The sequence below is a fragment of the Haloferula sp. BvORR071 genome, assembly GCF_000739615.1.
Taxonomy (GTDB): Bacteria; Verrucomicrobiota; Verrucomicrobiia; order Verrucomicrobiales; family Akkermansiaceae; genus Haloferula.
Genome location: NZ_BATP01000059.1, coordinates 202,674 through 229,670 on the forward strand (window position 1 = coordinate 202,674; position 26,997 = coordinate 229,670).

Below are 26,997 nucleotides of genomic sequence, written 5' to 3' on the forward strand. Positions count from 1 at the left end.
CTGGCCAGCCATTCCCAATTCGGGCCCTCTTACTTCCCACTGAACCCGGCGATCTTGGCCGAAAGCTCGGCGCGCACGTCCTTCAAGGATGGGTCTTCCGCGAGGTTCTTCAGCTCGTGTGGATCGGCGGCGGGGTCGAGCAGGACGGCTCCGCTGCCGGGATACTCGGTGTAGCGCCATTTGGCGGTGCGCACGGAGGTGCCGGTCGCGGTTTTGCCGTCCTCGCTCCAGATGGTGAAGGCGGGGTGGTCCCAAGGACTGGCTGGGTCTTTAAGCAGGGGTGAGAGATCCCGGCCCTCGACGCCGGACGGTGCAGGCAGCCCGCAGAGAGCGGAAAAGGTGGGGTAGAGGTCGAGCGATTGGACCACAGCGTCGCAGGTCTTTCCCGCAGGGGTAACCCCGGGAGCGCGGACGATCAGCGGGACGCGGGCCCCGGCTTCGAAGAGCGAGCCGGCCTTGGACCACTTGCCGTTTTCGCCAAGCTGGTAGCCGTGGTCGCTCCAGAAGACGACGATGGTGTTCTCCGCGAGGCCGAGTTTGGTGAGTTCATCGAGCACACGGCCTGCATTCCAATCAGTCCAAGAGATGCCGGCATGGTAGGCGCGGATCACCTCATGCGCTTCTTTCTCAGAGGCATCGCGGCCGATGAAGAGGTCGGCATTGCTCGGACGGATGGCCGCCTTCGGGAACCCTGAGGGGACCGTGGGTCGGGGCGCGAAGTCCGGGGGCAGGGGGAAGTCTTCCGGCTTCCAAGCCTCGAAGAAGCTGCGCGGCGCGGTTGGCGGGCTGTGTGGCTGGACGAAGCCACAGGCGAGGAAGAAGGGCTGCTCGTGCTTTGCACGCAGGAAGGCTATGGCACGGTCCGCGACGCCATTCTCGGGGTGGCCGTCGCCATTGCCATCGAGGACGATGACGCGGTCGCTCTTCTGGTCTTTCGACATGCCCTCATCTCCCGGTAGAGGCCAAGCGGTCTGGCGCGGGCGCTTCTCGATCTTGAGTCCCTCCATTGCGCCCTCGGTCCAAGAGGCTGGGTCATCGATCCCGCCGTGGAAGATCTTGCCGGTCTCCGCGGTGATGTAGCCGTGCTGCTTGAACCACTGCGGCAGGGTGATCCAGTCGGGGTGCAACTTGCGGAACTCATCGCGATTCCCAAGCACGCCGGTGGTCTTCGGATAGCGCCCGGTGAGCATGGAGGTGCGCGAGGGATTGCAGAGCGGGAACTGGCAATAGGCCCTCTGGAAGAGCACTCCGGAAGCGGCGAAGCGATCAAGGTTGGGCGTATGCGCCAGCTCGAAGCCGTTGCAACCGAGCGAGGCCTTCATGTCATCCGCCAGGATGAAGAGGACATTCTGACGAGGTTTCTCCGCCCGGGCAGGGAGGATCAAAGCCAGGAGGAGGAAGAGGTGCTTGGGCCGCATCCCCTCAAATTATCTCTGTCTGCAAAGTGAGGCAGACCCCCAATCGGGGTAAGCTCAATTGAGGGAGCGCCGCGAGCTCACCTCCAATCCGCCGCCGAGACGCTTGTGGACGAGCACGAATTGCTCGCGGGTGGTTTCGTGCTTGTCGGAGGCACCGTATTCGACGGTCACCGTGACGATCCCGGCGTCATTGACGACATTGGAGAGGCGGAAGATCGGCTCCTTGCGCAGGCGCAGGAAGCAGAAGAGCGGGACATCCGGGTGATGGGCATTCCAGAGCCACTGGGCGGGCAGGAAGTCCGGGACGTCGGCTAGAGCGGAAAAGATCGAGCGGATCCGGCGCTCCCCGTGGCGGGCGATCAGCCGGGAGGCAGTTTTGCGGGCGAGAAGACCCTCCCACCAGGCGGCGAGGGGATTTTCGCGGGCTTCCACCACTTCCTCGATCAGGTTCCGCGCGTGGAAGGCCATCGCGGAGTGAAGTTGCTCGCGGGTCATCAGGCCCGTTTCGTAGTCGGCGAAGAGCTGGGGTGGTGTGCGCAGCATCGGGGAAAGTCAGACGAAAGTCGCCCGACTATGCCGCAATCCCGGGCGCTTGCCACGGGAACTTTTTCGGCCCGGTTCCGGCCTGCTTATGCCGGAACCCTGGCCCGGAGGCTGGCAGCGATCTCCTGGAAGGCTGCGGAGACTGGATGCTCGGCAGGCGGAATCAGCGCCACCGGGGTGCCGGCGTCGCCGCGCTCGCGGGTCTGCGGGTCGATCGGGATCTGGGCGAGCAGGGGGACCCCCAAAGTGGCGGCCTCGCGGACGCCGCCGCCTTCGCCGAAGAGGTAGTAGCGCTGGCCGTGGTCGCACTCGAACCACGCCATGTTCTCGACCAAGCCGAGGATGGGGACGTTGACCTTGGCGAACATCGAGACGGCCTTGCGGGCATCAATGAGCGCCATTTCCTGCGGGGTGGTGACGATCACCGCGCCATCCACCGCTACGGTCTGGACGATGGTGAGCTGGATATCGCCGGTGCCGGGCGGAAGGTCGAGGACGAGGTAGTCGAGCTCGCCCCACTCCACCTGGCGGAGGAATTGCTGGGTGTAGCGGGTGGCCATCGGGCCGCGGACGATGACCGGCGAGCGGTCTTCGAGCAGGAAGCCCATGGACATGAGCTTCAGGCCGTAGGCTTCGATCGGGATGATCTCGTCCTGCTCGTTCGCCATCGGGCGCTCGTGGCTGCCGAACATCTGGGCAACCGAGGGACCGTAGAGGTCACAGTCACAGAGGCCGACCTTGGCACCGGTCTTGGCGAGGGCCACGGCGAGGTTGCCGGCGACGGTGGATTTGCCGACGCCACCTTTGCCGGAAGCCACGGCGATGACGCGCTTCACGCCGGGGATTGAGGACTTGCCCTGAACGCCTTCCGAGGCGGCTCCTTGGGCTCCCTGCGGGTCCTTGACGACAATTTCAACCTTCACCGTGCCGATGTCTGGCAGGTGGTCCAAGGCGGCGTGGCAATCCTTGAAGATTTGCTCCGGGATCTTGGGATCCTTGGTGGCAACCTCGAGGTGGACAGTCAGGGTGCCGCCGTCGTGGCGGATGTCCTTGACCAGACCGAAGGAGACGATGTCCCGGGAGAAGCCGGGGTAGCGGACATTGCGGAGGGCTTCCTTGATGAATTCGGGGCTCACGGCGGCGGAAGCAATGGCGGGAAAGGGCGGGGTGTCAACCCCGGGAAAACAGCCAATCACCAATCGAGGTGTCGCTGCGCCGGGCGGGGAGGAGTTGGGGCTGCCCTCCAAGCCCACGGTCAAGTCTCCCCGGGCTCCGGGGTGAAGGGCCTTCCGCCTTGGCCGCTGGCGAGTTCGACAGGCTTCTCGTGGCGGCAGGCGATCCAGAGGACGGCGGCCCACCACAGCGGGGCGATGACCAAGATGATCAGCCAGTACGGCAGGTATAGTAGGAAGTCGTTTTTGAGGTTCAGCTTGCCGATATCCAAGATTCGTCCGGCGTTTTGTTGAGAAGGGGGCATCCGGGAAGGATGGGTCGCCGGACCGTAGCATCGATTTCCTCAATGGTGCCCCAGTGAGAAACGATTGGGCGGATGCGGGAGGAGTGGCGCAGCATGGATGGCGGTACAGCCAAGCCATGGTGAACAGCGAGCAAACCGATCAGCGTGTGGACGAGGCGGCGAGGAAGGCGACGCTGCTGCCTGCCGTGATAGGTTGCTGCCAAGGGACGGGCTGTCCGTCGAGGGCGGGCTGGAAGCCTGAGGTTTCAGGTGCGAGGCGCAGGCTGAAGCTGAGTTCCGCGAAGAGACCGCCGATGGTGCAGGCGAGGGTGTCGAAGCTTCCGCTGAAGTGCGGATGCTCGAGATTGACGGTTTTTGGCACCACTCCATGCATGAGCTTGGCGAAGGCTTCGTCGAGATCCGCGGGCGTGTTGACGTTGTCGAGCGCGGCGGGATGCGGGAGATCGAGGACCTTGGGATCGAGCGAGCGCAGGAAGTGGCGGGCACGGGGTTCTCCGCGGGCGAGCCAAGCGGAGGCTTGCGGGATGGCGCTTGCCTCGAAGATCGCGCAGAGTGGTTCAGGCTGGCCGTCGAGACGGTTGGCGAAGGCAGTGGCTGCCCGCGCGGGATCACGGCCATCTAACAAAACGCCCAGTGTGGCTTCGTCTAGCAGGAAGTGGTCGCCGCCGATGAGGAGCACGGGCACGCCAGGGCGGGAGATGTGGAAGGCATCGAGCGCGGCGAGCGGGCCGGCACCGGGATGGCGGTCGCGGATGAGTGGCAGCTCCAGTGGTGGCGGAGAGCCGTCGTCGCGCATCGAGAGCAGGGGATCAAGTCCGGCGGCGCGGGTGATGGCGACGAGGTGGTCGATCTGGCGCAGGCCGTCCGGTCGCGTGATGAGCGACTTGTCCCGGCCCATGCGGGTGCTGTGGCCGGCGATGAGGATGAGGGCGGTCATGCTTGGAAGAAGCGTCGGCCCCGTGTTAGCGCCCACGGGGGCCGCTGGCAATCATGGCGGGCAGCTCCACTCGCCCAAGCACCAATCTCCGATCTTACTTGTGGATGCCTCGGAAAAGGCACTGGATTTGTTCTCTTGAATCAAATTTTCCCCTTATGAAATTACGCCATCTATTGCTCGCCTGTTCCCTGTCCATGCCCGTGCTGGAGGCAGATACCTTGCGAATCGTCGAATTGAGCGATCTGGGGCTGAAAGCGGGAGAGGATGAAGCTTCGGTGCCCCGGCAACCCTGGAATGAGGAGGGGAACATCCTCTTTCCCGGGGTTCGCGGGCCGCAGATTCTGGAAGCTTACGTGGTGGGCTCGGAACGAGGAGATGATTCAATGATCCCGCAGGCGAAGTTGCGGGCTGCGCTGCGGCTCAAGGACGATCAAGCGGTAGAAGGATTCGTGGACACCCTACCCGAGACCCGCGACGGGACACTGAAGCCACTGGCTTTCAAGTTCGACCCGACGAAGTTTCCGGCTGCGAGCGAGGATGAATTCAATGCGGCGCGCAAGCTACACGATGTGCGGGTAGCCCAGTCCGGCCTGCCTGGATCAATTTGGTACCGGCACCGTGCCGGAGCCTTGCCGCAGGGTAACCGTCGCCAGGGATTCGAGGGCGAGATGGATAGCACCTTCCGGATGGCGAGCGGCGGCAGGGCGGTGGCGGAGAATCTCGCTCTCGACCGTGAGCTGATCCTGGGTAGCGAAGTGAAAGGTGAGGCGGTGGATATCGCCACGCTGAAGGGTATCACAGTGCCGGCGATCGACTGGACCGGTAAGCGGAAGCCCGGCGAAGTGAAGGTGGATCCACTGGCGATGCTGGTCCCGCAGGATCAGCACTTCCTAGTGGTGCCATCGCTGGGTGCCTTGCTCGACTTGAAGGCCGTAGTGGAGAAAGAGGGTGCTCCGATCCTCCAGAGCTACGATGTCCGTAGTCCTTACCAGGGGCTGGTGGCACGCTATCAATCGCAGATGGGGATCGGCAATCTGGAGATGATCGCGCGCAGCCTGGACATGGGCAGCGTGGCGGTGACCGGGAGCGATCCTTTCTTCGCCACTGGGACGGACATGGCGCTGATCTTCGCGACGGACCAGCCGGAGCTGGTCTACAAGGCACTGGATCTGGCGGTCGGACTGAAGGCGAAGCTTTCAGGAGTGGAGGGAAAGGACGAGGGCGGTGTCCGCAGCTACCAATCGGCAGACCGGACGGTCTCGGCGCACTTGGCGAAGTTCGATAGAGCGGTGGTGATCTCGAACTCGGCGGTGCAGGTGAAGCGGATCGCCGCGGTGGCGAAGAAGGAAGTTCCGGCGCTGGGGGCTCTGGATGAGTACAAGTTTTTCCGCCAGCGCTACGTGGCGGATGCGGAGGAGGACGCCTATCTCTTCCTCTCCGATGCGACGATCCGGCGCTGGTGCGGGCCGGCGGTGAGGATTGCGGGATCGCGGCGGACGCGGGCGGCTGCGGCCCTGGGTGAACTGGTGGCGACGAAGATCGAAGGTAAGGAAGCGGCAGAGAGCTTCGAAGGATTGCTGGGAAAGACCGGTTCCGCCGACAGCACGGTGCGGAGTGAGATCTACAACACGCTCGGCTTTCTGACACCGGCTACAGAACTCGAGATCAAGAGCGCGACGCCGGCGGAAGCGAGTGCCTACACGCGCTGGAGGGATGGCTATGAGAGCGGTTGGCGGCGGGTTTTCGATCCGATCGCGATCCGTCTGAAAATGGATGGAGCCAAACGCCAACTCGATCTCTCGGTGATGCCTCTGACGGTCGATAGCAACTATCGCAGTTGGATGGAATTCACGGGGCGCAAGAAACCGGAGCGCGGAGCACCGGCGGCACACGCGGGGGCCAAGGCCTTCTTCTCCTTTGCGGTGGATCATGAGAGCGAGCTTTTCCGGAAACTTGGCGAGCAATCGATGGAGATGCTTCCCGGGCTCAAGGCGAATTCGCTGGGCTGGGTGGGCGATTCGGTCTCGGTCTATCTGGACGATGCCTTCTTCTGGAAGGCGCTGCGGACCGGGAAGAGCGAGCAACTGCTGCAGATGAACTACCTGCGCCTGCCGCTGGGCGTGCGGATCTCCTCGCAGAGCAGCGTGCAGCTTGCGGTCTTCCTCACCGCGCTGCGGGGATTCGTCAATGAGTCCGCCCCGGATTTGTTAGATTGGCAGCAGCGCAAGCACGGTGAGGTCACCTACCTGGCGGTGCTGAGCAAGGAGCAGCAGGAGACTCCGATGAGCGCGGCGGTGTACTATGCGGCGCTGAAAGACGCGCTGATCCTATCGCTGGATGAGAAGGTGCTGCAGCGCGCGATTGATCGCGAAAAGGACAAGAAGGGTGCGCCCAGCGGCCAACACGTGCAAGCGGAGGCGGACAGCGATGTGCCGCTGCTGCTCGGCATGTCCGGCAGCGGGCGGCTGCAACAGCAGCGGATGGAGAGCTGGGCGGCGCTGCCGATTCTCAACGAGTGGCATCGGCGCGAACCAACAAAAGATCCGGTGACGGCTTATGCGGCGGCGTTCAAAGAGGAGATCCGCTGCCCGGGGGGCAAGGGCTACCGCTGGAACGAAGCGGCAGGGACAATGGAGTCGGTAGTCTTTGGCCATCCGGCGGAGCCGCGCGGGGAGGAAGTGAAGTTTGCCAGCGGGCCGCTGCGCTTCCGGGCGGGGATCAATTTCGAGGACGACGGGCTGCGTCTGACTGCGAGCATGGAGCCGGCGGCTACTCCGGCGGTGGCTGGGGACGGTGGCAAAGAGATCGAGGTGCCAGCGGGCTTTCCGCAGTTGAAGGATCTGGTTCCTCTGAGCGAGGGACTGGAGCTGAGCTATCGGGTGGATGAGACCGATGCGGATGGGCCTTACAAGAAAGTGCTGAAGTTCCTGGCGCCGGAGACCCGCGGGGATGGCACTCTGGTGCGGATCGAGGCGAAGACGGATACCGAAGGTGAGGAGAACGATCGCAGTTATCTCCAAGAGCAACTGCTCACGGCTGCGGGCTACGGCGTGCAGCGGGTGAAGGACACTGAGATGGAGCGGACCTATGGGCGCCTGATGCCGCTACTGCCGGCCAAACTTGCGCCGGGGGTGAGCTTTGGCGGGGAGTATGATTCCGAGGCGAAGTCGGAAGACGGCGTGGAGAAGGAAGCCGGGGAGATGCGCGCCCGGGTGGTGGGGCTGGAGAAAGTGGAGGTGCCAGCCGGGGTATTCGAGAACTGTGTGAGGATCGACGGGGAGTATGATTACCTGGCGGGAGAGATGATCGGGCGAGTGACGGATTCAATCTGGTATGCGCCGGGCGTGGGGGTGGTGAAGTCGACTTGGAAGAGTGAGTTCGGGCATGGGACGGAACTGCTGGAGAAGGTGGTGAAGCCGTGAAAAGGCAGGGAACGAAGCGCAGAGGAAGTTAAAAGGCGAACGCCGAACATCGAACGCCCAAGGACGAATGTTGAATGGGAGAGAGGTCAGAGGGCACCGCTTGGCGGGGTGGTGCCTCCCTTGATTCTACGATGGCGATAGTAGAGGAGGGCGGACCAGAGGGCGAGGTGGGCGGGGAGGAAAGTCCAGAGAGGGATGCCGGGGGTGGGTGGCTCGGGGGCAGAAGAGGTGACGGGGAAGAGGCCGCTGCCGGGGTAGGAGCTTCCTATCGAGGAGATGAGTTCCGGGGGTTCATAGGGCGGGCCGTGGTAGAAGTGCAGGCCGGCGGTGCCGTAGGGATGGGAGTCGCTGCGGATCCAGAGTTTGCCCTCGGAGAAGCTGGCGATGTAGCAGGTGCGGGCACCGGAGGGGAGGTAAGAGAAGTAGGTCTCGTGCTTGTGGGAATCGATCCACGCGGCGACGAGGGCTATCAGGACGAGAACGCCGGACCAGAAGCTGAGGGATTTGTGGAGAGGGCGAGGCACCGGAGGAAGAGAGATCGAATATTCAACGTCGATGCCTGCGGCTTTCAAAGCCACGCTCCCTATTTGGCGGCTCCGGCGGGGAGGAGGGCCAAGGCAAGGAAGGCGCAGATGGCAAGGGAAACGCCGACGTAGACGGGGACGGTGAGCTTTTCACCAAGCAGCATGAAACCGAGGATATTTCCAACGATGATGGAGCCAGCGCCGAAGAGAGCGACGGTGCGGCCGAGCTCCATAGTGGAGTAAATGTAAAGCTGCCCGAAGACCGCGATCTGCCGGATGACGGTGTAGATCAGGAACCACCAGGTGAAGAAGGAGGCGAGGGTGAAGCCGTGTGCCGACATTGCCCTGCGGCCCATCAGGTCGGAGATCGAGAACAGCAACTGGGAGCCGATGATGATGAAGGCGGGGGATTTCAGGAAGGCGGCCACGGGGACGTGATGGGGGAAGCGGGCGGGGAGGGTCAAGCGCAGGCTTGGGGGCCCTTGGTCTTGACGGCGGGGCGGGGGGGCGCAGGCTGGGGGTGCCATCACATGGGAGAATTCGCTCAGATCGAGATCCGGAGACTGCGGGTGAAGACATTCATCGGTGTGCCGGAGGAAGAACGCGCCGGGGAGCAGGAGCTGCTGGTGACGGTGAAGGTCCACTCGCGGACTGCCTTTGGGGCGATGGAAGACGAGATCGGCAGCACGATCGACTATGCCGAGCTGGCAGCGGAGATCCAGGCACTGGCATTGGCCAGACCGCGGCGTCTGATCGAGACTTTGGCGGATGATATTGCCGGTCTGGTGCTTGCCGATCCCTTGGCCGCGGGGGTGGAGGTGACGGTGGAGAAGTTCATCCTGCCGGACACCGAGTGTGTGGCGGTGCATTTGCAGCGTAGCGGCGTGGGCTAGCTGGGAGGCGTGGTCTTGGTTTTCGGCTTTGCCGGGTGGGATTTCCGCCATGCCCATCCAGAAAGCAGTCCCGCGATAAGGCCGGGCCAGAGGGTGGTGTCGCTGTGCCAGAGGATGATCTTGGCGTAGAGGGTGATCCCGGTGACGAGAAGAGCCAAGCTGCGGGTGAGGGGATGGGAGCAGGTGAGGAGGGCGTGAATGCAGAACCAAGCGTGGCCGGAGATGGGAGGTTGGCCAGTGAGGGGGCGGGCGAGGCAGATGGCAGCGACGAGGAGATCGATGAGCCAGCGGGCTTTGCCATGCGGTCGCTCTAACAGGCGGGAGGCGGTGAAGGCTCCGGCGAGGGCGGCGGCGGGTGTGTAATACCAGAGGCGGTAGAAAAGGGCGTCGCCGCTGTGGGCGAGGAAGGCGTAGAGGGCGGTCGCGAGGGCGCAGGTAGTGGCCGGGATGGCGATGGCCGCGAGGGGATTGCGGATGATGATTCCCTTACCGAGCTCTAGATGGTGGTGGCCGCTTGCATCGGGCATTCTTGGGGCGGGTTACGCGGGAGATGTAGAGGATCTCTCTCTCTCTCGGGCCGGCTAAAGCCGGCGCACCCAGTGGCACCCAGTGGGTTGCTTGTGACTCAGTGGCGCGAGCGGTTTTCGGCGTCGACTTCAAGAGGGGCATCCTCATAGCCGTGGAAGAGGCACTCGAGGATGTAGCGCTGCATGAATGGCCCGATACCGCCGAGGGTTTGGTACTGCTCGACGTGGACGAGCTCGTGGCGCATGACGCCCCAGTTCCCCTTGAGGACGTAGATGCCGCGGCCGAGGGTCATGCCAGCGGGCAGGATGATGCGGATGCCGAAATTCCGGGCCATGCGGATCAAAGGATCCGGGACGGGCATGGGGATCTGCTGGACCTCGAGAACCCGGACCTCCTCCGGGTTCTGGATCTTCAGCTCGGTGGCGAAGGCGAGGTGCTCCGCCTGGAGCGGCACCCCCTCGGCGAGGATGCGGCGCTCCTGGATCTGCGCCCAGCGCGAGATGGCTGGGGCTACGCCCGACGCCAGCGTGATCGCGAGGCCGAGCGGCAGGATCATATCATCACGAGATCAGACGAACTGCTCGGCCAGGACGGCCTTGCTGTAGTCGCGATTCAGCAGCGCGATGTGGTCGACGCTGATTTCCTTCGGGCAGGCGGCCTCGCACTCGTAGTGGTTGGTGCAGTTACCGAAGCCCTCGCTGTCCATCTGGCGGACCATGGCCAGGGCGCGCTTTTCGCGTTCCGGTTGGCCTTGGGGCAGGTGGGCGAGGTGGGAAACCTTGGCGGAGACGAAGAGCATCGCGCTGGCATTCGGGCAGGCCGCGACGCAGGCGCCGCAGCCGATGCAGGCGGCGGCATCGAAGGCTGATTCCGCGTCGTCCTTCTTGATCGGGATCGCATTCGCATCCACGGCGGAGCCGGTGCGGACGTCGATGTAACCGCCAGCGGCAACGATACGGTCGAAGGCATTGCGGTCCACGATGAGGTCGCGGATCACCGGGAAGGCATGGGCGCGGAAGGGCTCGATCCAGATGGTATCGCCATCGCGGAATTTCCGCATGTGGACCTGGCAGGTGGTGGTGCCGCGCTCCTGGCCGTGGGGCACACCATTGATGGTCAGTGAGCACATGCCACAGATGCCCTCGCGGCAGTCGTGGTCGAAGTGGATCGGCTCGCCTCCATCGTTGATGATTTTCTCATTCACGATATCGAGCATCTCCAGGAAGGAGCAATGCTCAGGGATCCCGGCGGCGGGATAGGTTTCGATGCGGCCCTTGTCCTGGGGACCGTTTTGACGCCAGACCTTCAGCGTGAGGTTCATATCGGAGAATTGTGGGGCTGCCGCGGCGGACGCCGCGGCCACGGATGGAAGATAGGGGGACGGGGGCGGCGGGCGCTAGTCGAAAAAGCCGGTTTTGTGGGGCAATCCGGTTTCCGTGGGTGACCGGGATCGATGGCTGGGATGAAGAGATTGGACTGGGGATGACGTGGATTCCGCGGCTGGGTGGGTGGACAGCGGGATCGCGGAGTAGGGGAACCATCTTCCCATTGGTTCCATCGGTCTCATCCATTTTGGTCCGGCTTCCGCGGTCCAACATTTTTCGGAACGGGCATGAAACAAGCTTTTCACGCGAACACCTGTCCGGTTTACTTCTACGATCATGGCTACCCTTGCGACCACCGTTGATGGACTGAAGTTCGCGAATCCTTTCGTGATCGCTTCGGGGCCGCCGGGGACGAACGTGAAGGTGATCAAGCGGGCCTTCAAGGAGGGCTGGGGCGGGGTGATCGCGAAGACGGTGAGCCTGGATGCCTCGAAGGTGGTCAATGTGGGGCCGCGCTACGCGAAGCTGATGGCGGGCGACGGCAAGGAGGTGGTCGGCTGGGAGAACATTGAGCTGATCAGTGACCGGAAGTTCGAGATCTGGCTGGATGAATTCAAGGAGGCCAAGGACGAGTGCCCGGACGGGGTGCTGATCGCCTCGATCATGGAGGAATACAACAAGGACGCCTGGTGCGAGATCGTGGAGCGCTGCCAAGACGCCGGGGTGGATGCCTTTGAGCTGAATTTCTCCTGCCCGCACGGCCTGCCGGAGCGGAAGATGGGGGCGGCGATGGGGCAGGATCCGGCGATCCTGGAAGAGGTCTGCGGCTGGGTGATGGGCGCGGCGAAGATCCCGGTGTGGGCGAAGATGACGCCGAACGTGACCCACATCGAGGAACCCAGTGCCGCCGCGCTGCGGGCCGGTTGCCAAGGCATCAGCGCGATCAATACGATCCGCAGTGTGATGGGGGTGAACCTGGAGACATTGCGGCCGGAGCCGACGGTGGAGGGCTACACGACTCCCGGCGGCTATTCGTCGAAGGCGGTGAAGCCGATCGCGCTGCGGATGGTGATGGAGATCGCGCAGATGATTCAGAAGGATTTCCCGGGGCGCTCGCTGTCGGCGATCGGCGGCGTGGAGACCGGTGCGGATGCGGCGCAGTTCATCCTGCTAGGCGGCGATACCGTGCAGGTCTGCACCGGTGTGATGAAGTTCGGCTACGGGATGGTGAAGGATCTGAATGCGGGGCTACTGCAGTTCATGGAGAGCAAGGGCTTTGAGACGCTTGCCGACTTCAAGGGGCTAAGCCTGCCTTACTTCACGACCCATGCGGAGCTGGTGAGGATGCAGCTCGCGCGGAAGGCGGAGGAAGCCGCGGCGAAGGAAAGCGCGGGGATGGTGAAGAGCGACGCGGAGTGGAACGGCGACGACTTCGTGAAGCAGTCGGATGCACTGGCGCGGAAGGCGGGGGGGTAGAGGAAGGAGTGCAGCTAGAGTTCCCGCGCGCTGTCTTGGTCGATGAATAGCTCTGCCTTGGCGTGCCTGCGCAGGATGGTGGAGGGATACTCCTCGGAGATTTCGTCCTGCAAGGTGTGGCGCACGGCCTCCGCTTTGTGGGCGGCGGGGACCATGCAGGAGATCTCTGGTGCCGCGACCAAGGCGGGAATGGTCAGCGTGATCGCCAGCTTGGGCACTTGATCGAGCGTGGCGAAGCAGCCGTCGTGGACTTGTTGGTGGCGGCTCGTTTCGTCGAGTTCGACGAGCTTCACGAGTTCCGGGTCTTGGAAGTCAGCAACGTGGGGGTCGTTGAAGGCGATGTGGCAGTTTTCGCCGATGCCCATGCAGGTGATGTCCACGGGCTGTTCGCGCAAGAGGGAAGCGTAGCGATGGCATTCGGCTTGGGGATCGGCGGCATTGCCATCGATGTAATGGACGGCGCCGAAGGGGAGCTTGCGGAAGAGACGGGTGTCGAGGAAGTTTCCGAAGCGTTGGGGCGCGTCGTCCGCGAGACCGACGTATTCGTCCATGTGGAAGGCGTGGACGCGCTGCCAATCAATGCCGGACTCGCGGATCAGGGCATCGAGGAATTCGTTCTGGGAAGGCGCGGCGGCGAAGATCATGCGCACCGTGGGCTGTGTCTCCTGAAGGCGGCGGATGGCTGCCGCGGTTTTCACGGCGGCAGCGGCCCCGAGGCTTTCACGGTCCTCGAAAAGCGCCACCTTGAGCTGGTCCACGGTGAATTCGCGGAGTGGAGAAGCGGGCATGTGAGTCAGGGCAGGGTAGGCACCGCACGGGTGTCGTGGACGATCGATCCGGCAATCATGGTCATAGTGACTTCGAGCGTGGCGTCGAGGATTACGAGATCCGCATCCTTCCCGGTGTCCAGAGAGCCCTTCCGATCCGCCACGCCCATGATCCGAGCCGGGGTGCTGCTGGCCATGCGGACCGTGTCCGCCAAGGAGACGCCGCCGAGCTGGACCATGTTGCGGACGGCTCGGTCCATGGTGGCGACGCTGCCAGCGAAGGCACTGCGGTCGGAGAGCTTGGCCACGCCGTCCTCGACGATGACGGGAAGGCCGCCATCGAGAGCGCCCAGAGTGCTGGGGCCTTCCGGCATACCGGCGGCGCGCATGGCATCGGTGATCAGGGCGATGCGGTCCGGGCCCTTCACCTTGTAGACCAGTTGGAGCAGTGGCGCGGGGACGTGGATGCCATCGCCGATGATCTCCACGTCTAGGTCCAGCAGCAGGGCGCTCTCGATCACGCCAGCGTAGCGGAAGGCATTCCGGCGGGTGACTCCGGACATGGCGGAGTAGAGGTGGGTGACCAGCGAGTAGCCGCTCTGGTAGGCTGCCAGGACCTCATCATAGAGCGCATCCGTGTGCGCGATGGCGGCGACGATGCCTTTTTCCCGCAGGCGCAGGCCGAACTCGATCGCGCCGGGGAGTTCCGGTGCCGCGCTCCAGCGGGTGATGGCGGAGGAGTGGGCGAGGATGGCCTCATACTGGTCGGGGTCAGGATTGCGGATGTAGCGCGGGTCCTGCGCTCCGCGCTGGCTCAGGGCGAAGTAAGGGCCCTCAAGGTGCATGCCGAGGAAGGTCGCGCCGCTGGAATTCTGACGGTGGGCGGATTCGTAGGCGTCGAGGGTGCGGAGGAGGCTTTCGGTCTCGGCTGTTAGAGTGGTCGGCACCATCGCGGTGGTGCCGTGGCGGGCATGCATGGCCGCGATGGTGAGGAAGGCTTCCGCAGTGCCATCCATGAAGTCGCAGCCGCCGCCGCCATGGACGTGGAGGTCAATGAAGCCGGGAGCGATGTAGCCGCCCGCGGCATCGATGTTCTGCGCATCAGGAACCTCGATGCGTTCGGCGTGGATGCCGAGGATCTTGCCGTCTTCCACCACGACCGTGCCCCCGCGAAGCTTGTCGCGGGGGCTCAGGATGGTGCCATTGGTGATCGCGTAGCGCATAAACGGGAAGCGGGCAGAGATGAATGCTCCGCCACGGTGCCGCATCCCTACGTGGGGTAAATGCGGATTTTCTCCCCGATCTCCGCGCTTACCTGCCGATGAAGTTTTTCTGCGGGACCTCGATCACATCGCCAGCCTGCAGCTTCAAGGTCTTATTCTCGTCCTTGCGCAGGTCGTAGGTCTTAGCCTCCTTGCCGCGGATCAGCTTTACACGATTGAGGGCACCGAACTCGGTGGCACCCCGCGCGCTCTGGATCGCCGTGAAAAGGGTGAGGTCCTTCTTGAACTCAACCGGCCCGGGCGCACGCACTTGGCCGCCGACTACTACAGTTGGCTTGTCTTCTTGGGCAGCGTGGAGCGGAGCGAGGGCCAACAAGGAAACGAACAAGGCGGAGATGATTGTCTTCATGGTGCCTCGATCTACCCAATGGACTTTGTGTTGCAAAGTTAATTCTTCATGGTGCCACGATCGGCCCGTAGGACTCCGGGCGGCGGTCGCGGTAGAACTGCCAGGTGTTCCGGACTTGCTCGATCATTTCGAGATCGAGGTCGGCGACGATCAGTTCGGTTTGGTCGCGGCTGCCGACGGCGACCATCTGGCCGCGGGGATCGCAGAAGTAGGATTGGCCGTAGAATTCGCCGATAGCCCAAGGCTGCTCGGTCCCGACGCGATTGATGGCACCGACGAAGTAGCCATTCGCCACGGCGTGGGCGGGCTGCTCCAGCTTCCAGAGATACTCGCTGAGGCCGGCGACGGTGGCGGAGGGATTGAAGACGATCTCGGCGCCATTCAGACCCAGACAGCGGGCGCCCTCCGGGAAGTGGCGGTCATAGCAGATGTAGACGCCGATCTTGCCGACGGCGGTCTGGAAGACGGGGTAGCCGGTATTTCCCGGGCGGAAGTAGAACTTCTCCCAGAAGCCGGGGTGGCAGTGGGGGATGTGGTGCTTGCGGTACTTACCGAGGTAGGTGCCATCGGCATCGATCACGGAGGCGGTATTGTAATACAAGCCGGTTTGCTCGACCTCGTAGATAGGGACAATGAGGACCATGGCGAGGCGCTTGGCGGTCTCCATCATGAGCTGCGTGGTGGGGCCGTCCGGGATCGGCTCCGTGATGGAATACCAGCGGGTCTGCTGTTCCGCGCAGAAGTAGGGACCGTAGAAGAGCTCCTGCAGGCAGAGAACCTGCACGCCTTGCTTGGCGGCGTCCTCGATCATCGCCATGTGGCGGGAAATCATCGCCTCGCGGATCACCGCTGGCTCGGCGTCGCCCGGGTGGGTGGAGGAGGACTGGATCAGGCCGGCGCGAACGATTCGTGGCATGGCTGGGGTCGGGTTGAGGTCGTCTTGTCTTGCCGGAACGGCATGGAATCCGCTAGAAGAGCGATTGGCATGCCAATCCGCATGCTGGTCAAACCATGAACGGAGCCGTGGAGCAAGCTTGCCCGCTGTATGTCGGGGGAAAATGGAAGGAAGTCGTGGGGCAGGGTAGCAGCACGGTTTACAATCCCTCCCGCGGGAAGCCGATCGCCAGCGTGCCGATGTGCGGTACGGCGGAGGTGGATGAGGTGGTGGCGGCGGCGAAGGCAGCATTCCCCGACTGGCGGGACACGCCGCCGAGCGAGCGGGCACAAGTGCTCTTCCGCTTGAAAATTTTGTTAGAGGATGCGTTTGAGGAACTCTGCCTGGGGATCTCGACAGAGCATGGCAAGACGCTCTCCGAGGCCCGCGGTGATTTGCGGCGGGGGATCGAGGTGGTGGAGTTTGCCTGCGGGATCCCGACGCTGCTGATGGGCGAGTCACTGGAGAATATCGCGCGGGGGATCGATTGCCACACCGACCGGCATCCGCTGGGGGTGGTGGCGGGGATTTGCCCCTTCAACTTTCCGGCGTTGGTGCCGATGTGGATGTGGCCGATCGCGATTGCATGCGGGAATACCTTTGTGCTCAAGCCGAGCGAGAAGGTGCCGCTGACGATGCAGCGGGTGGTCGGGCTGCTGGAGAAGGCAGGGCTGCCGCCGGGTGTGCTGAATATCGTGCACGGCGGGCGGGAGTGCGTGGATGCGCTGTTAGAGCACCCGGATGTTGCCGCGATTTCCTTTGTGGGGTCGACGCCGGTAGCGCGGGAGATTCACCGCAAGGGCTCGCTGAACGGCAAGCGGGTGCAGGCCGCGGGCGGGGCGAAGAACTTCGTGATCCTGATGCCCGATGCGGATGTGGAACGCACGGTGGAGGCGGTGAAGGACGGAGCCTTTGGTTGTGCGGGTGAACGCTGCATGGCGGGATCGACGGCGGTGGCGGTTGGGGATGCGGGGGACAAGTTGCTGCCAGCGCTGGCAGATCTGGTGGGCGCGATGAAGGTCGGGCCGACGGATGTACGCGAGGGCCAGCCGGACATGGGGGCGGTGATTTCTTCCGAGCACCGGTCGCGGGTCGTGGGGCTGGTGGATGCCGGTGAACGTGCGGGGGCCAAGGTTTTAACAGATGGGCGGAGGACCAAGGTGGACGAGGCGCCTGAGGGGTTCTTCCTAGGGCCCACGGTGATCGATCAGGTGACGCCGGATAATCCGCTGATGGAGACGGAGGTCTTCGGGCCGGTGCTGGCGGTGCTTCGGGCAAAGACGCTCGATGAGGCGATCGCGCTGGCGAACCGGCAGGCTTTTGGCAATGGCGCGGCGATCTTCACGAATTCCGGCAAGGCAGCGCGGGAGTTCCGCAGGCAGGTCAGTGCGGGGATGGTAGGTGTCAATGTGGGTGTGCCGGCGCCGCTGGCCTACTTCCCTTTTAGCGGGTGGAATGATTCGTTCTTCGGTGATCTCCACATCCAAGGGAAAGAGAGTGTTGAGTTTTTCACCAAGCGGAAGACGACGACGACGCGGTGGTTTTCCTTCGGGGATGGGGAGGTGTGGGCGAAGTGATGCGATAGCCGCCAGCCTCTAGTTCACTCGGTATTTCCTATGACTCTTCTCATTCGCAATGGCGACATTATCACCTCCAAGGAACGGCGTACTGCCGACATCCTTTGCGAGAATGGAGTGATCACTGCCATCGGGCGGGATCTGCAGACACCTGATGGGGCGGAGGTGATCGATGCCACGGGCAAGTATGTCTTCCCCGGGTTCATCGATCCGCATGTGCACATTTACCTGCCCTTCATGGGCACCTATTCGAAGGACGATTGGGAGAGTGGCAGTAAGGCTGCGCTGATGGGTGGCACCACGACGCTGATTGAGATGTGCTGCCCCTCCCGCAAGGAAGATCCGCTGGAGGCGATCCGCCTGTGGAAGAGCAAGGCGGCGGGGCTTGCTTCCTGCGACTACACCTTCCATGCGGGCGTCACTCGTTTCGATCAAACCACGCCCGCCGCGCTGAAGGCCGTGGTGGAGGAGGAGAAGATTTCGTCCTTCAAGGTCTTCCTGGCCTACAAGGGGGCTTTCGGGATCGAGGATACGGAACTCTATCAGACTCTCTCGCTGGCGAAGGATCTGGGCGTGATCGTCACCGCGCATTGCGAGAATGCCGACCTCGTGGCGGAGACCCAGAAGAAGCTGGTGGCCGAGGGTAAGACCGGGCCGGAGTGGCACGAGCCATCGCGACCGATGGCGGTGGAGGCGGAGGGCTGCCATCACCTCATGACTTTCGCCGAGATGACGGGTGCCGAGGTGTATGTGGTGCATACGAGTTGCCAGCCGGCGGTGGAGGCGATCATGGCCGCGCGTGAGCGTGGGGTGAAGGCGGGGATCGAGACGGTGGCACCGTATCTCACGCTCGATAGCTCCTATGCCCAAAAGCCGGGCTTCGAAGGGGCGAAGTATGTGATGAGCCCGCCGATCCGGGCGAAGGAACAGCAGGACTACCTGTGGCAGGCTTTGGCTGATGGGACAATTGATACCGTGGCCACGGATCACGCGCCCTTTGACTACGTCACGCAGAAGCACATGGGGCATCCCGAGGCGGGCAAGGCAGTGGATGCTTCTTTTCGTCCGATCGGGAACGCCGCCAACTTCACGCTGATCCCGAATGGGATCCCGAGCGTGGAGGAGCGGGTGAAGTTGCTCTACACTCACGGCGTGGCGACAGGCCGGATCGACCTGCAGACCTTTGTGCGGGTGGCCAGCACGCGGGCAGCGGAGATCTTCGGACTCTACCCGCGAAAGGGCGAGATTGCGCCGGGAAGCGATGCGGATCTGGTGATCTGGGATCCGAACTTCACCGGCTTGATCACTGTGGCCAGCCAGTCGATGGCGACCGACTACTCAGCCTTCGAAGGTTGGCCGATCCAAGGGCGGCCGGAGACAGTGACGGTGCGGGGGAAGGTGATGGTGAGGGATGGGGAGTGGTGCGGAGCTAAGGGGTGGGGGAGCTTTCTGCCGCGCGAGCCCAAGGCCGTTTCTTGAATCTCAAATTTGAAATCTGAAATTTGAGATTCTGAATCTCTCATCCTCTCCATGCATCATCCCGCCCACGACGCCAATCTAACCAACGAGGACCTCGCCCCGGTCCCGCCTGAGAAGCGAACGTGGACGATGTGGAACTTCGCGGCGCTGTGGATCTCCATGGCCGCCTGCATCCCCACCTACATGCTCGCCTCGGGCCTGGTGGAGAAGGGCATGAACTGGTGGCAAGCGGTGCTCACCGTGTTCCTTGGCAATGCTATCGTGCTGGTGCCGATGATCCTCAATGCCCACGCGGGTGCGGCTTACGGCATTCCCTTTCCGGTCTTCTGCCGGGCTTCCTTCGGCACCCTTGGCGCGAATGTCCCGGCAGTGCTGCGAGCCCTCGTTGCCTGCGGTTGGTTCGGCATCCAGGCTTGGATTGGAGGCGATGCGATACACCAGATCCTCGCGGTCTTTTTCCCAGCGATGGCGGCAGGAGAGCCAATCTCCGGCATCGGCATCAATGCCAGCCAGCTTCTCTGCTTCCTCTTCTTTTGGAGCATCAACATGTGGGTGATCTACCGCGGGATCCACACCATCCGCATCCTGCTTTCGATCAAGGCTCCCTTGCTAATTCTTCTCGGCCTCGCCCTCTTGTGCTGGGCCTATAGCGCTGCCGGTGGCTTCGGGCCGATGCTCTCGAAGCCCTCCGTCTTCGGGCCCGGCCAGCCGAAGGCGGGGCAGTTTCCGCTCTTCTTCCTCGGCGCGCTCACCGGCATGGTTGGCTTCTGGGCCACGCTCTCGCTCAATATCCCGGACTTCACCCGCTACGCCCGCTCGCAGAAGGATCAGATCCTGGGCCAGTCGATCGGCTTGGCACCGACGATGGGGCTCTACGCCTTCATCGGGGTGGCCGTGACATCAGCCACCGCCGTCATCTATGGTGGCGATGGGATCTGGGATCCGGTCAAGGTGCTCACGCGTTTCACGAATCCTGCCGTGCTGGTCATCGCGATGCTCGCCCTGTGCATCGCGACCCTTGCTACCAACATCGCCGCCAACGTCGTCAGCCCCGCGAATGATTTCGCCAACCTGGCACCGAGCAAGATCTCCTTCCGCACCGGCGGCTTCATCACCGGTATTGTCGGCGTGTTGATGATGCCCTGGAAGCTGGTTGCGGATCCCAACGGCTACATCTTCACCTGGCTGATTGGCTACAGTGCCCTGTTAGGTCCCATCGCTGGCATCATGATCGCGGATTATTTCGTGATCCGCCGTCGCAAGCTCGACGTGGACGACCTCTATCGCGCGAACGGGCAGTATCGCTACACCAATGGCGTCAGCTACGCCGCTCTCGGAGCCTTTGTGTTGGCCGTCCTGCCGAATCTCCCCGGCTTCCTCGTGGAGATCAAGGTAGTGGATGCTGCCGCCGTCCCAGACTTCCTGGAAGTGCTCTATAAGCAGGCTTGGTTCGTCGGCTTCGCCCTCGCCTTCGCGCTCTACCTGCTGTTCCGCCATCTCGGTAACCTGAAGATCCCCGCCTGATCCCAACCTTTCCAAACCCATGGCCACGCTCCCACCCTTCGACTACACCCCGATGCCTTACGAGGGTCCTTCCTCAGAGGAAGTGCTCGCCCTGCGCAAGCAATACGTCAGCCCCGGCATCTTCCACTACTACAAGAAGCCGATCATGATCGTCGAAGGGAAAGGGCAATACCTCTTCGACGAAACGGGCCGCCGCTACATGGATGGCTTCGGCGGGATCGTCACGGTGAGCGTGGGCCATTGCCATCCGGAAGTGGTGGCCGCGGCCAATCTCCAGAACGAAACGATCTCCCACACCACCACGATTTACCTGCACCCGAACATCGCGCTCTATGCGAAGGAACTCGCGGCGAAGATGCCGGGCGATTTGAAGGTCTGCTATTTCGTGAACTCGGGCTCCGAGGCCAATGATCTCGCGATGTTGATGGCCCGGGCCTACACCGGGAACTACGATGCGATCGCGCTGCGCAATGCCTATCACGGCGGCAGCCCTTCCGCGATGGCCCTGACCTCGCACCACACCTGGAAGTTCAACGTGCCGCACTCCTATGGGGTGCAGCATGCGCGGATGCCGGATCTGTATCGCGGTCCTTTCGGCAAGGATGATCCGGAGGCTGGCCGCAAGTATGCCGCGGATGTCGAGGATCTGATCCGCTTCGGTAGCTCAGGCAAGATCGCGGCCTTCATTGCCGAGTCGATTCAAGGCGTCGGTGGCACGGTGGTGTTTCCCGATGGCTATCTGAAGCACGCTTATGCGCATGCCCGCGCGGCCGGTGGCCTGTGCATCGCGGATGAGGTGCAGGCAGGCTTCGGCAGGACGGGCACGCACTTCTGGGGCTTCGAGACGCAGGGCGTGATCCCGGATATCGTCACGATGGCGAAGGGAATCGGCAATGGCTGCCCGCTTGCCGCGGTGGTCACGACACCGGAGATTGCGCAGACCCTGGCGACCCGGATTCACTTCAATACCTTCGGCGGCAATCCAGTCTCGATGGCGCAAGGCCGGGCGGTGCTGCGGGTGATCGAGAAGGAGGGGCTTCAGGCGAACTCGCTCAAGATCGGGGCGAAGTTGAGCGAAGGTTTCAACCGGCTTGCCGCGAAGCATGCATTGATCGGCGATGTCCGCGGGCTAGGGCTAATGCTGGGTGTGGAGCTGGTGAAGGACCGTGCGACCAAGGAGCCGGCCCGTGACGAGTGTGCGGCGGTCTTCGAACGCTGCAAGGAGCTGGGCCTGCTGATCGGCAAGGGTGGCTTGTGGGGGAATACCCTGCGGATCAAGCCGCCGATGTGCATTACCGAGGCGGATGCCGACTTTGTGCTAGAGGTGATCGATCAGGCGATCGGCGAGGTGTGAGCGGTTCACCCCGCCATCACCAATCCGCGCAGGCCATCGACCTTCACGCGACTGCCTTGAGGGAGGCGCGAGAGGCAGCCGGGAACTGACATGACGGCGGGAATGCCGAGTTCCCGAGCCGTGACCGCGCCATGCGAGAGCGGTCCGCCGCTCTCGGTGATAACGGCCGCAGCCAGGTGGAAGAGGGGAGTCCAAGCTGGATTCGTGGTGCGGCTGACCAAGACGGCGCCCACCGGGAAACCGGCGAAGTCTTCCGGGCCGCGCACATGGTGGATGAGACCTTCGGCGATGCCGGGGCTGCCGGGCAGACCCTTTAGAGGCCCCTCGGCATGCTCTTCTAACCATTCGTCTCCTCCCGGCGTCCATGCCGGTTCGCGGGCTGCGGCGGCTAGGTAGGCTTGCTTGCTTTCCCGGACCGCGATCGCGAATGCTTGCTGCTCTTCCTCCGTGTCCGCGATGAGGAGTGCGTCAATCTGTGCGGTCTTGGCGAAGAAGAGGTCGAGCGGCTCGTCCACGAGGCCGCGCTTCACCAGTCGCTCGCCCAGTGTTGCGATGGCCCGACGGATCGGCCGGTTCAGGCGGGTGGTGTGGTAGTGCTCCAGATCATCGAGCTGGGTGTAAACCCGGGCGAGACGGAGCAGCTCCGAGAAGAAGAAGCGCCATGGCTCCGGGGTAAGTTGTAGGAACTGCTGCTCCGCTTCGTGTGAGGCCAGTTTCGCCTGACGTTCGGTGTCCAATGCCGCGGCCGGGGTCTCCGCCAGCGCCCGGATGTGGTCCAGCACGACGCCCGGAGCATCACCCCAGGGGGCGTGATACATGTCGAAGTCGGTCTCGCGGTGTCCGTGGTCGCTGAGGAATTTCTCGAAGCGCTATTCGAAGGCCGGATGGAGATCGATGGTTCCGGCGGCCAACTCGACCCGCAAAGCATCATCGCCGCGGACCATGGCCGCCATCTCCTGGAGTTCGCGATTGATCTGCGAGGTCTTGGTGTTTCCCCAAGCCAGCAGGGATTGGAACAGGCTTGTGACCTCCTCCTGCGGCGCGACGAAGGAAACCAGCTTATGCAAGAGCCGGCAGAGCAGTCCGTGAGTGATGGAGATGGCAATGTTCGGGCGGAAATAGTCAGACCCGTGTTGCACCAGGTCCTTCGCCTGCTGCCACAGCTCGCGATCGCTGAGCGAGGCGAGGTCTGTCGCGCAAGCGCGGCCGATCCCGATCAGATAGCCGTCGAGATCGCGCATCCAGTCCACCGGCAATTGCTGAACCCAGCGGAAGTCATCGCGGAAGCGCGGGACCAGATCCTCCAGCTGATCGAGGTTGTTGGCCTCGAAGGGCAGGCGGCAGTAGCGCTCGACCAGATTCTGGTTGCCGTAGATGTAGTGATCGAAGCTCGCGAACCAGCGCCCGGGGCAGGGCGGCATCCCCATCAGCCGGAGCGACCACGCGAGCGAGTCGTGAAAGCCCGCTTCGACGAATTCCCAGGTCAGTGGTGTGATCGGGCCGGGGAAGCGTTCGGCGGATTCGTCCCGGGTCCAGCGTTCCGGGAGAGTCGTGATCGCGCGCGCCTGCAATAGCCAGAGCTTGCCCCCGGCAAAGCCCCACTCAATGTCCTGGGGGAAGGCGGCCTTGGCTTCCACATCGAGCACCAGGCGGGCGACCGAGCGGAGTTGTTCATCGTTCAGGCAGGGCAGGGTGGAGGCATCGCCTGTTAGATCGATGTGGCGGATGCCTTCAGCGACCGCGATCGTTTGAAGGGCTTTGACGGCGATCTTGGCTTCGAGGATCTCCAGCCGCTCGCGGTCGAGGACCCAGTGATCGACCGGCGATTCGCCGCTGACCACGGATTCTCCCAAGCCATGGTTCGCATCGATCAGGATACGCCGGGCGTCACCGCTGACCGGATCGAGGCTGAAGGCAACGCCGGCGGCCTCGCAGGGGATCATGCGCTGGACCACCACGGCCATGCTGGCTTGGGCATGATCGTAGCCGCGCTGGCTGCGGTAGGCGACGGCGCGCTCACTCCAGAGCGAGAGGAAGCAATCCCGCACCCGCTGGAGAATTGCATCGGCGCTGCGGACGTTCAGATAAGTCTCGTGTTGCCCGGCGAAGGCGGACTCGGCCAAGTCCTCCATGGTTGAGGATGAGCGCACCGCGTAAGCCCCCGGCCCAAAGCGTTCCAAGAGGCTACGGATTTCCGACTCGAGGGCCTCGGGCAGCGAGGTGCCGGCCAAGGATTCGCCAATCGAGGTGAGATCGGAGCTGCCGCAAAGCGCTGCAAACTCGCGATAGGCGCCGGAGCTGACGATGAAGGCGTCAGGAACGGGGAAGCCCTCGCGCTGGAGCTTCGCCAGCCGCGAGCCCTTCCCCCCGCTCAGCTCGGGGTCGCTCGCTGCGGGATCTTGCAGGGTCAGAACCAAAGGAGATTTCATTATCGTTTTGGAAAGAGATTGATCGGGTCAGGGCCCAGATGCCCGCGCCGAACAGGGTGCCTGCTGCGACATCCGCGACGTAGTGGTACTGCAGGCCGATGGTGGCGCAGATGATCAGCAAGCAGGGGATGGCCAGCCAGCTGCCCAAGCGGCGCGATGCCGCGAAGGCGGAGAGCAGGACAAAGACAGTGATCGCCGTGTGCAGGCTCGGGAATACATCCACGCCATTGCAGCCGCTCTGGACGATCCGGTAATTCAGATCCGAGAAGAAGCCAGGGTGGGCAATCGGACCGATGCGTGCCGCCAGGGTGGATTCCTTGAAGGGGCCGGCTGCGGGGAAAGTCGTATAGGCTGCGAAACCGATCGCGAAGATCAGGTGAAAGCCGGTCACATAGCGGAGCTGCGTCTTTCCTCCGCGGTAGGCGGCGAAAATGTAGCCGCCCACCCAGAGCGGGAAGAAGAACAAGTACGCCGCGGATAGTAGCTCGCGCAGGGCGCCGGAGACGGCAGGCATCACCCGTATCGCCAGGCAGTCGCCGAAGAGCATCCGGTCGATCTCGAAGAGCACGGGGTCTGCCCGCCATTCGCGCAGGCGCGGGATGGCACCACCGAGCCAGAAGTAGGAAAGGTTCAGGGCGACCAGTGGCAGCCAGAGGCGGACTTGCCACCACGGCCCCTGCGGGCGGATCCGCCGTAGGGCCAGGAAGCTGGCAGCCTGCACGCCGAGCACCGCCAAGTCAGTTGGCCGCGCGATGCCTTTGAAGAGCAGGGAGATTCCCAAGCCCAGCCAGAGGAGAAGGTAGGCGGACTCGTGCCAAAGGAATTTCGGGCGATCAGGCATGGTTTGGTTGGGTGAGCAGCGCTCGGATTTCGCGAATCTGCTTCCGTTCGGCGGGGGACGCCAGCAGCCAGCGGAGTTTTCTCCACGCCGCGCGCAGTGGATTCCGGGAGCGGACTGCCAGCACAGTGCTGATGGCATAGGCGACCGCGCCCTTCGGGCCCCAAGCCCAGACTGAGCCAGCGAGTGCCAGTGGCATCCAGAGCGCGGCAGCCGCGCTACCCGCCAGGATCTTCCACAGGGCCACCACATTCGGACCAGCGGCAAGGCGCCGGGCAATGACGTGGGCGGCCATGAAGACGGGCGCATTGAGCAGGTAGCCGGGGAGTGCCAGCGGGGCTAACAACAGGGGAAGAGGCGAGCGGGGCGCTTCCGCCACCATCTCCCGCGAGCCGTGCCGAAGTCTTTGCCAGCGCGAGGAAAGTTCCGCAGGCACGCTGCCTTCCCATGCCTTCAAGCGGTGGTAGCGGGAACCGTTCGTGTGTGAGGCCGCCCTCTCTGCGATTTCCTGGTGCAAGGCGTCCTCAAAGTTCGTGCCGACGGTGAGCAGGCCGGTGTTGATCGCGTTCTTGAGGGCCACCAGGCGCCGACCTTCGGAAGAGACCTCTAGCGGCTCACCGATGGTTACTTCCACGCGCGAGCGGAAATGACCCGGATCCTCGTAGTGCAGACCTACCGGAACGATCTGTGGCAAGCGGCCGGTGGCTTCTTCAAACGCCAGGGCCAAACGAGCCGCGCCCGAGTGAAAAGGGAGATGGTGAGGCCCCAAGCTACTGGTGCCTTCCGGGAAGACGCAGAGAGCACCGCCGTGCTGCAGATATTGCAGGCACTGGGCCATCGACCCGGAGTTGTCGGCCTTGCCGTCCTGTGGGCGCTCAACCGGGATACCCGAGAAGAACACGCGCAGCCACCACTGACGGACCAAACGGCCGGCAATCATAAACTCCAGCCGTGGATGAACCGAGTGAAGGAGAAAGCCGTCGACCGCGCCATTGCGGTGGCAGGAGACCAGTAGCAGGGGGCCCTCCTTCGGCAGACTTCCGGTGACGATCACCCGATCGAACCACACGGCGCAGATGCAGCGGTGTAGCAGGCGATGCCATGCGGTGCCGGTAGTGGAGGAAAGCGAGTGCACGAGGAAGATGACTAGCGGGGTAAGTGCCATCCTCCCAATCGATACCTTGTGCTTAATCATCGCTGGAGGCGATGATGTCTCATGCCCGACGGCTGCGGTGCCAGACTCCGGTATCCGGGGCCAGTAGCCATTCCAGCGGCTTGGCGGTGAGGTCAAAGGTGTGAGCGATGTCTTCCAACAGGATCAAAGAAGCCACCGCGTCGTAGAGGGCATCGTGCCAGCGGCGGCCGGGTATCATCGCGGCCACTTTGGCGGAGAGCCCACGCGCCTCGCAGATACCGGAGAGCGAGTGACCATCGAGTTCCGGCCATGCCGCTCGCGCTAGCAAGAGGGTATCGACCCAAGGTCCGAAGCCATGACCGGGGAAAGCGCGGAGGAAACGCTTCTCCGTGCCCTTGCCATGAGCGACCACCACAGCCCCCGCGAGACGGCGCTTCAGTTCCGGCCACAGGCTGAGTAACCCCGGTGCCCCCGCCAGATCCTCATCGCGGATACCGTGGACCTTGCGGGCTGACCAGGTGATGGGGACTTCTGAAGCCAAGTAGGAAACGAAGGTCTCGCCGTGCCCGTTGCCGGGCGTCCAGCCGGCCAAGCCGACCTGCACCGGCACGTCCGTCCGCCCGCGGGCGGCACCCGCCGACTCAAAATCGATGGCCGTGAAGCGGCAGTCCCCGATTAGCACGCGCCCAGCGCAGCATGCCCCGCCCGGAGCCGCCATCTGAAAATCCCCACATCCGGGGATCTTCCCGGGCTTGCCAAGGTGGGATCGGTCGCTGAAGGTCCGG

Annotated in this window: 26 protein-coding genes; 7 read left to right on the top strand and 19 right to left on the bottom strand. The window is 63.4% G+C overall.

Going from position 1 to position 26,997, the window contains the following annotated elements; translation table 11 throughout:
• Positions 1–29: 29 nt before the first annotated feature.
• The 5 genes from BV071_RS29990 to BV071_RS30010 form a co-directional block, all read right to left on the bottom strand.
• Positions 30–1,418, bottom strand: a complete 1,389-nt coding sequence (locus tag BV071_RS29990; RefSeq protein WP_035615433.1) for a sulfatase — start codon at positions 1,416–1,418, stop codon at positions 30–32.
• 54 nt (positions 1,419–1,472) lie between these two features.
• Positions 1,473–1,961 carry a hypothetical protein gene (locus tag BV071_RS29995; protein ID WP_035615434.1) on the bottom strand — a complete coding sequence of 163 codons (489 nt, stop codon included), beginning with the start codon at positions 1,959–1,961 and terminating at the stop codon, positions 1,473–1,475.
• 86 nt (positions 1,962–2,047) lie between these two features.
• On the bottom strand, positions 2,048–3,097 hold the full coding sequence (locus BV071_RS30000; protein WP_035615435.1) for an Mrp/NBP35 family ATP-binding protein: 1,050 nt from the start codon (positions 3,095–3,097) through the stop codon (positions 2,048–2,050).
• Between the two features lie 119 nt (positions 3,098–3,216).
• Positions 3,217–3,438: a hypothetical protein gene (locus BV071_RS30005; protein ID WP_035615436.1), complete on the bottom strand. Its 222-nt coding sequence runs from the start codon at positions 3,436–3,438 to the stop codon at positions 3,217–3,219.
• A 139-nt stretch (positions 3,439–3,577) separates the two neighbouring features.
• Positions 3,578–4,375, bottom strand: a complete 798-nt coding sequence (locus BV071_RS30010) for a molybdenum cofactor guanylyltransferase (RefSeq protein ID WP_035615437.1) — start codon at positions 4,373–4,375, stop codon at positions 3,578–3,580.
• Between the two features lie 155 nt (positions 4,376–4,530).
• On the opposite strand from BV071_RS30010, the gene BV071_RS30015 reads away from it, so the two are divergent.
• Positions 4,531–7,797, top strand: a complete 3,267-nt coding sequence (locus BV071_RS30015) for a hypothetical protein (protein ID WP_265595078.1) — start codon at positions 4,531–4,533, stop codon at positions 7,795–7,797.
• Positions 7,798–7,883: 86 nt separating this feature from the next.
• Here the strand turns inward: BV071_RS30015 and BV071_RS30020 are convergent, their stop codons facing one another.
• The gene (locus BV071_RS30020; protein WP_265595079.1) at positions 7,884–8,321 is read right to left on the bottom strand and encodes a hypothetical protein; all 438 of its coding nucleotides are present in this window, start codon (positions 8,319–8,321) and stop codon (positions 7,884–7,886) included.
• Between the two features lie 59 nt (positions 8,322–8,380).
• Positions 8,381–8,785: a hypothetical protein gene (locus BV071_RS30025; protein WP_265595080.1), complete on the bottom strand. Its 405-nt coding sequence runs from the start codon at positions 8,783–8,785 to the stop codon at positions 8,381–8,383.
• Between the two features lie 66 nt (positions 8,786–8,851).
• Here BV071_RS30025 and BV071_RS30030 point away from each other — a divergent pair, with 66 nt between their 5' ends.
• Positions 8,852–9,214 carry a dihydroneopterin aldolase gene (locus tag BV071_RS30030; RefSeq protein WP_035615441.1) on the top strand — a complete coding sequence of 121 codons (363 nt, stop codon included), beginning with the start codon at positions 8,852–8,854 and terminating at the stop codon, positions 9,212–9,214.
• Here BV071_RS30030 and BV071_RS30035 read toward each other — a convergent pair.
• The 3 genes from BV071_RS30035 to BV071_RS30045 all read right to left on the bottom strand — a co-directional run bounded on the left by BV071_RS30035 (position 9,211) and on the right by BV071_RS30045 (position 11,063).
• Positions 9,211–9,741 carry a hypothetical protein gene (locus tag BV071_RS30035; RefSeq protein ID WP_035615442.1) on the bottom strand — a complete coding sequence of 177 codons (531 nt, stop codon included), beginning with the start codon at positions 9,739–9,741 and terminating at the stop codon, positions 9,211–9,213. The two genes, BV071_RS30030 and BV071_RS30035, sit on opposite strands and share 4 nt — an antisense overlap.
• Before the next feature lie 98 nt (positions 9,742–9,839).
• Positions 9,840–10,298: a hypothetical protein gene (locus BV071_RS30040; RefSeq protein ID WP_035615444.1), complete on the bottom strand. Its 459-nt coding sequence runs from the start codon at positions 10,296–10,298 to the stop codon at positions 9,840–9,842.
• Between the two features lie 12 nt (positions 10,299–10,310).
• On the bottom strand, positions 10,311–11,063 hold the full coding sequence (locus BV071_RS30045; protein WP_035615446.1) for a succinate dehydrogenase/fumarate reductase iron-sulfur subunit: 753 nt from the start codon (positions 11,061–11,063) through the stop codon (positions 10,311–10,313).
• 340 nt (positions 11,064–11,403) lie between these two features.
• On the opposite strand from BV071_RS30045, the gene preA reads away from it, so the two are divergent.
• The gene (gene preA / locus BV071_RS30050; protein WP_035615448.1) at positions 11,404–12,543 is read left to right on the top strand and encodes an NAD-dependent dihydropyrimidine dehydrogenase subunit PreA; all 1,140 of its coding nucleotides are present in this window, start codon (positions 11,404–11,406) and stop codon (positions 12,541–12,543) included.
• A gap of 14 nt (positions 12,544–12,557) precedes the next feature.
• On the opposite strand, the gene BV071_RS30055 is transcribed toward preA, so the two are convergent.
• The 4 genes from BV071_RS30055 to BV071_RS30070 all read right to left on the bottom strand — a co-directional run bounded on the left by BV071_RS30055 (position 12,558) and on the right by BV071_RS30070 (position 15,858).
• Entirely contained in the window at positions 12,558–13,331 is a 774-nt protein-coding gene (locus tag BV071_RS30055) for a glucosamine-6-phosphate deaminase (protein WP_035615450.1), read from the bottom strand.
• A 5-nt stretch (positions 13,332–13,336) separates the two neighbouring features.
• Positions 13,337–14,533, bottom strand: coding sequence for an N-acetylglucosamine-6-phosphate deacetylase (gene nagA / locus BV071_RS30060; RefSeq protein ID WP_035615452.1), 1,197 nt, complete (start codon positions 14,531–14,533; stop codon positions 13,337–13,339).
• 88 nt (positions 14,534–14,621) lie between these two features.
• Positions 14,622–14,942, bottom strand: coding sequence for an SLBB domain-containing protein (locus BV071_RS30065; protein WP_035615455.1), 321 nt, complete (start codon positions 14,940–14,942; stop codon positions 14,622–14,624).
• Between the two features lie 46 nt (positions 14,943–14,988).
• Positions 14,989–15,858, bottom strand: coding sequence for a nitrilase-related carbon-nitrogen hydrolase (locus BV071_RS30070; RefSeq protein WP_035615456.1), 870 nt, complete (start codon positions 15,856–15,858; stop codon positions 14,989–14,991).
• A 95-nt stretch (positions 15,859–15,953) separates the two neighbouring features.
• Here BV071_RS30070 and BV071_RS30075 point away from each other — a divergent pair, with 95 nt between their 5' ends.
• The 4 genes from BV071_RS30075 to BV071_RS30090 are packed head-to-tail and all read left to right on the top strand — an operon-like array spanning position 15,954 to position 21,810.
• Positions 15,954–17,453, top strand: a complete 1,500-nt coding sequence (locus BV071_RS30075) for a CoA-acylating methylmalonate-semialdehyde dehydrogenase (RefSeq protein ID WP_035615458.1) — start codon at positions 15,954–15,956, stop codon at positions 17,451–17,453.
• A gap of 39 nt (positions 17,454–17,492) precedes the next feature.
• On the top strand, positions 17,493–18,932 hold the full coding sequence (gene hydA, locus BV071_RS30080) for a dihydropyrimidinase (protein ID WP_035615460.1): 1,440 nt from the start codon (positions 17,493–17,495) through the stop codon (positions 18,930–18,932).
• 51 nt (positions 18,933–18,983) lie between these two features.
• Positions 18,984–20,456 (top strand): NCS1 family nucleobase:cation symporter-1, encoded by a 1,473-nt coding sequence (locus tag BV071_RS30085; protein ID WP_035615462.1) that lies wholly within the window; start codon positions 18,984–18,986, stop codon positions 20,454–20,456.
• 19 nt (positions 20,457–20,475) lie between these two features.
• On the top strand, positions 20,476–21,810 hold the full coding sequence (locus BV071_RS30090; protein WP_035615464.1) for an aminotransferase class III-fold pyridoxal phosphate-dependent enzyme: 1,335 nt from the start codon (positions 20,476–20,478) through the stop codon (positions 21,808–21,810).
• A gap of 5 nt (positions 21,811–21,815) precedes the next feature.
• Here BV071_RS30090 and BV071_RS35985 read toward each other — a convergent pair whose 3' ends face one another.
• The 5 genes from BV071_RS35985 to BV071_RS30110 are packed head-to-tail and all read right to left on the bottom strand — an operon-like array spanning position 21,816 to position 26,894.
• Positions 21,816–22,628 carry a PEP-utilizing enzyme gene (locus BV071_RS35985; RefSeq protein WP_265595081.1) on the bottom strand — a complete coding sequence of 271 codons (813 nt, stop codon included), beginning with the start codon at positions 22,626–22,628 and terminating at the stop codon, positions 21,816–21,818.
• A 51-nt stretch (positions 22,629–22,679) separates the two neighbouring features.
• Complete coding sequence (locus BV071_RS35990) at positions 22,680–24,239, bottom strand: PEP/pyruvate-binding domain-containing protein (protein ID WP_265595082.1); 1,560 nt, start codon at positions 24,237–24,239, stop codon at positions 22,680–22,682.
• On the bottom strand, positions 24,124–25,080 hold the full coding sequence (locus BV071_RS34560; RefSeq protein WP_075091043.1) for a phosphatase PAP2 family protein: 957 nt from the start codon (positions 25,078–25,080) through the stop codon (positions 24,124–24,126). Before BV071_RS34560 ends, BV071_RS35990 begins: the two co-directional genes overlap by 116 nt.
• Positions 25,073–26,242 carry a 1-acyl-sn-glycerol-3-phosphate acyltransferase gene (locus BV071_RS30105; protein WP_035615467.1) on the bottom strand — a complete coding sequence of 390 codons (1,170 nt, stop codon included), beginning with the start codon at positions 26,240–26,242 and terminating at the stop codon, positions 25,073–25,075. Before BV071_RS30105 ends, BV071_RS34560 begins: the two co-directional genes overlap by 8 nt.
• Positions 26,243–26,291: 49 nt before the next feature.
• Positions 26,292–26,894 carry a 3'-5' exonuclease gene (locus BV071_RS30110; RefSeq protein WP_035615469.1) on the bottom strand — a complete coding sequence of 201 codons (603 nt, stop codon included), beginning with the start codon at positions 26,892–26,894 and terminating at the stop codon, positions 26,292–26,294.
• Positions 26,895–26,997 lie beyond the last annotated feature (103 nt).

Excerpts from the sequence above, each read along its gene's own strand:
- BV071_RS35990 (WP_265595082.1), bottom strand. The coding sequence starts at position 24,239 with ATGAAATCTCCTTTGGTTCTGACCCTGCAAGATCCCGCAGCGAGCGAC.
- BV071_RS30090 (WP_035615464.1), top strand. The coding sequence starts at position 20,476 with ATGGCCACGCTCCCACCCTTCGACTACACCCCGATGCCTTACGAGGGT.
- BV071_RS29990 (WP_035615433.1), bottom strand. The coding sequence starts at position 1,418 with ATGCGGCCCAAGCACCTCTTCCTCCTCCTGGCTTTGATCCTCCCTGCC.
- BV071_RS30030 (WP_035615441.1), top strand. The coding sequence starts at position 8,852 with ATGGGAGAATTCGCTCAGATCGAGATCCGGAGACTGCGGGTGAAGACA.
- BV071_RS29995 (WP_035615434.1), bottom strand. The coding sequence starts at position 1,961 with ATGCTGCGCACACCACCCCAGCTCTTCGCCGACTACGAAACGGGCCTG.
- BV071_RS30055 (WP_035615450.1), bottom strand. The coding sequence starts at position 13,331 with ATGCCCGCTTCTCCACTCCGCGAATTCACCGTGGACCAGCTCAAGGTG.
- nagA (WP_035615452.1), bottom strand. The coding sequence starts at position 14,533 with ATGCGCTACGCGATCACCAATGGCACCATCCTGAGCCCCCGCGACAAG.
- BV071_RS30085 (WP_035615462.1), top strand. The coding sequence starts at position 18,984 with ATGCATCATCCCGCCCACGACGCCAATCTAACCAACGAGGACCTCGCC.
- BV071_RS30105 (WP_035615467.1), bottom strand. The coding sequence starts at position 26,242 with ATGGCACTTACCCCGCTAGTCATCTTCCTCGTGCACTCGCTTTCCTCC.
- BV071_RS30015 (WP_265595078.1), top strand. The coding sequence starts at position 4,531 with ATGAAATTACGCCATCTATTGCTCGCCTGTTCCCTGTCCATGCCCGTG.
- BV071_RS30065 (WP_035615455.1), bottom strand. The coding sequence starts at position 14,942 with ATGAAGACAATCATCTCCGCCTTGTTCGTTTCCTTGTTGGCCCTCGCT.
- BV071_RS30010 (WP_035615437.1), bottom strand. The coding sequence starts at position 4,375 with ATGACCGCCCTCATCCTCATCGCCGGCCACAGCACCCGCATGGGCCGG.
- BV071_RS35985 (WP_265595081.1), bottom strand. The coding sequence starts at position 22,628 with ATGTATCACGCCCCCTGGGGTGATGCTCCGGGCGTCGTGCTGGACCAC.
- BV071_RS30045 (WP_035615446.1), bottom strand. The coding sequence starts at position 11,063 with ATGAACCTCACGCTGAAGGTCTGGCGTCAAAACGGTCCCCAGGACAAG.
- BV071_RS30040 (WP_035615444.1), bottom strand. The coding sequence starts at position 10,298 with ATGATCCTGCCGCTCGGCCTCGCGATCACGCTGGCGTCGGGCGTAGCC.
- BV071_RS30075 (WP_035615458.1), top strand. The coding sequence starts at position 15,954 with ATGAACGGAGCCGTGGAGCAAGCTTGCCCGCTGTATGTCGGGGGAAAA.
- preA (WP_035615448.1), top strand. The coding sequence starts at position 11,404 with ATGGCTACCCTTGCGACCACCGTTGATGGACTGAAGTTCGCGAATCCT.
- BV071_RS30070 (WP_035615456.1), bottom strand. The coding sequence starts at position 15,858 with ATGCCACGAATCGTTCGCGCCGGCCTGATCCAGTCCTCCTCCACCCAC.
- BV071_RS30035 (WP_035615442.1), bottom strand. The coding sequence starts at position 9,741 with ATGCCCGATGCAAGCGGCCACCACCATCTAGAGCTCGGTAAGGGAATC.
- BV071_RS34560 (WP_075091043.1), bottom strand. The coding sequence starts at position 25,080 with ATGCCTGATCGCCCGAAATTCCTTTGGCACGAGTCCGCCTACCTTCTC.
- hydA (WP_035615460.1), top strand. The coding sequence starts at position 17,493 with ATGACTCTTCTCATTCGCAATGGCGACATTATCACCTCCAAGGAACGG.
- BV071_RS30005 (WP_035615436.1), bottom strand. The coding sequence starts at position 3,438 with ATGCCCCCTTCTCAACAAAACGCCGGACGAATCTTGGATATCGGCAAG.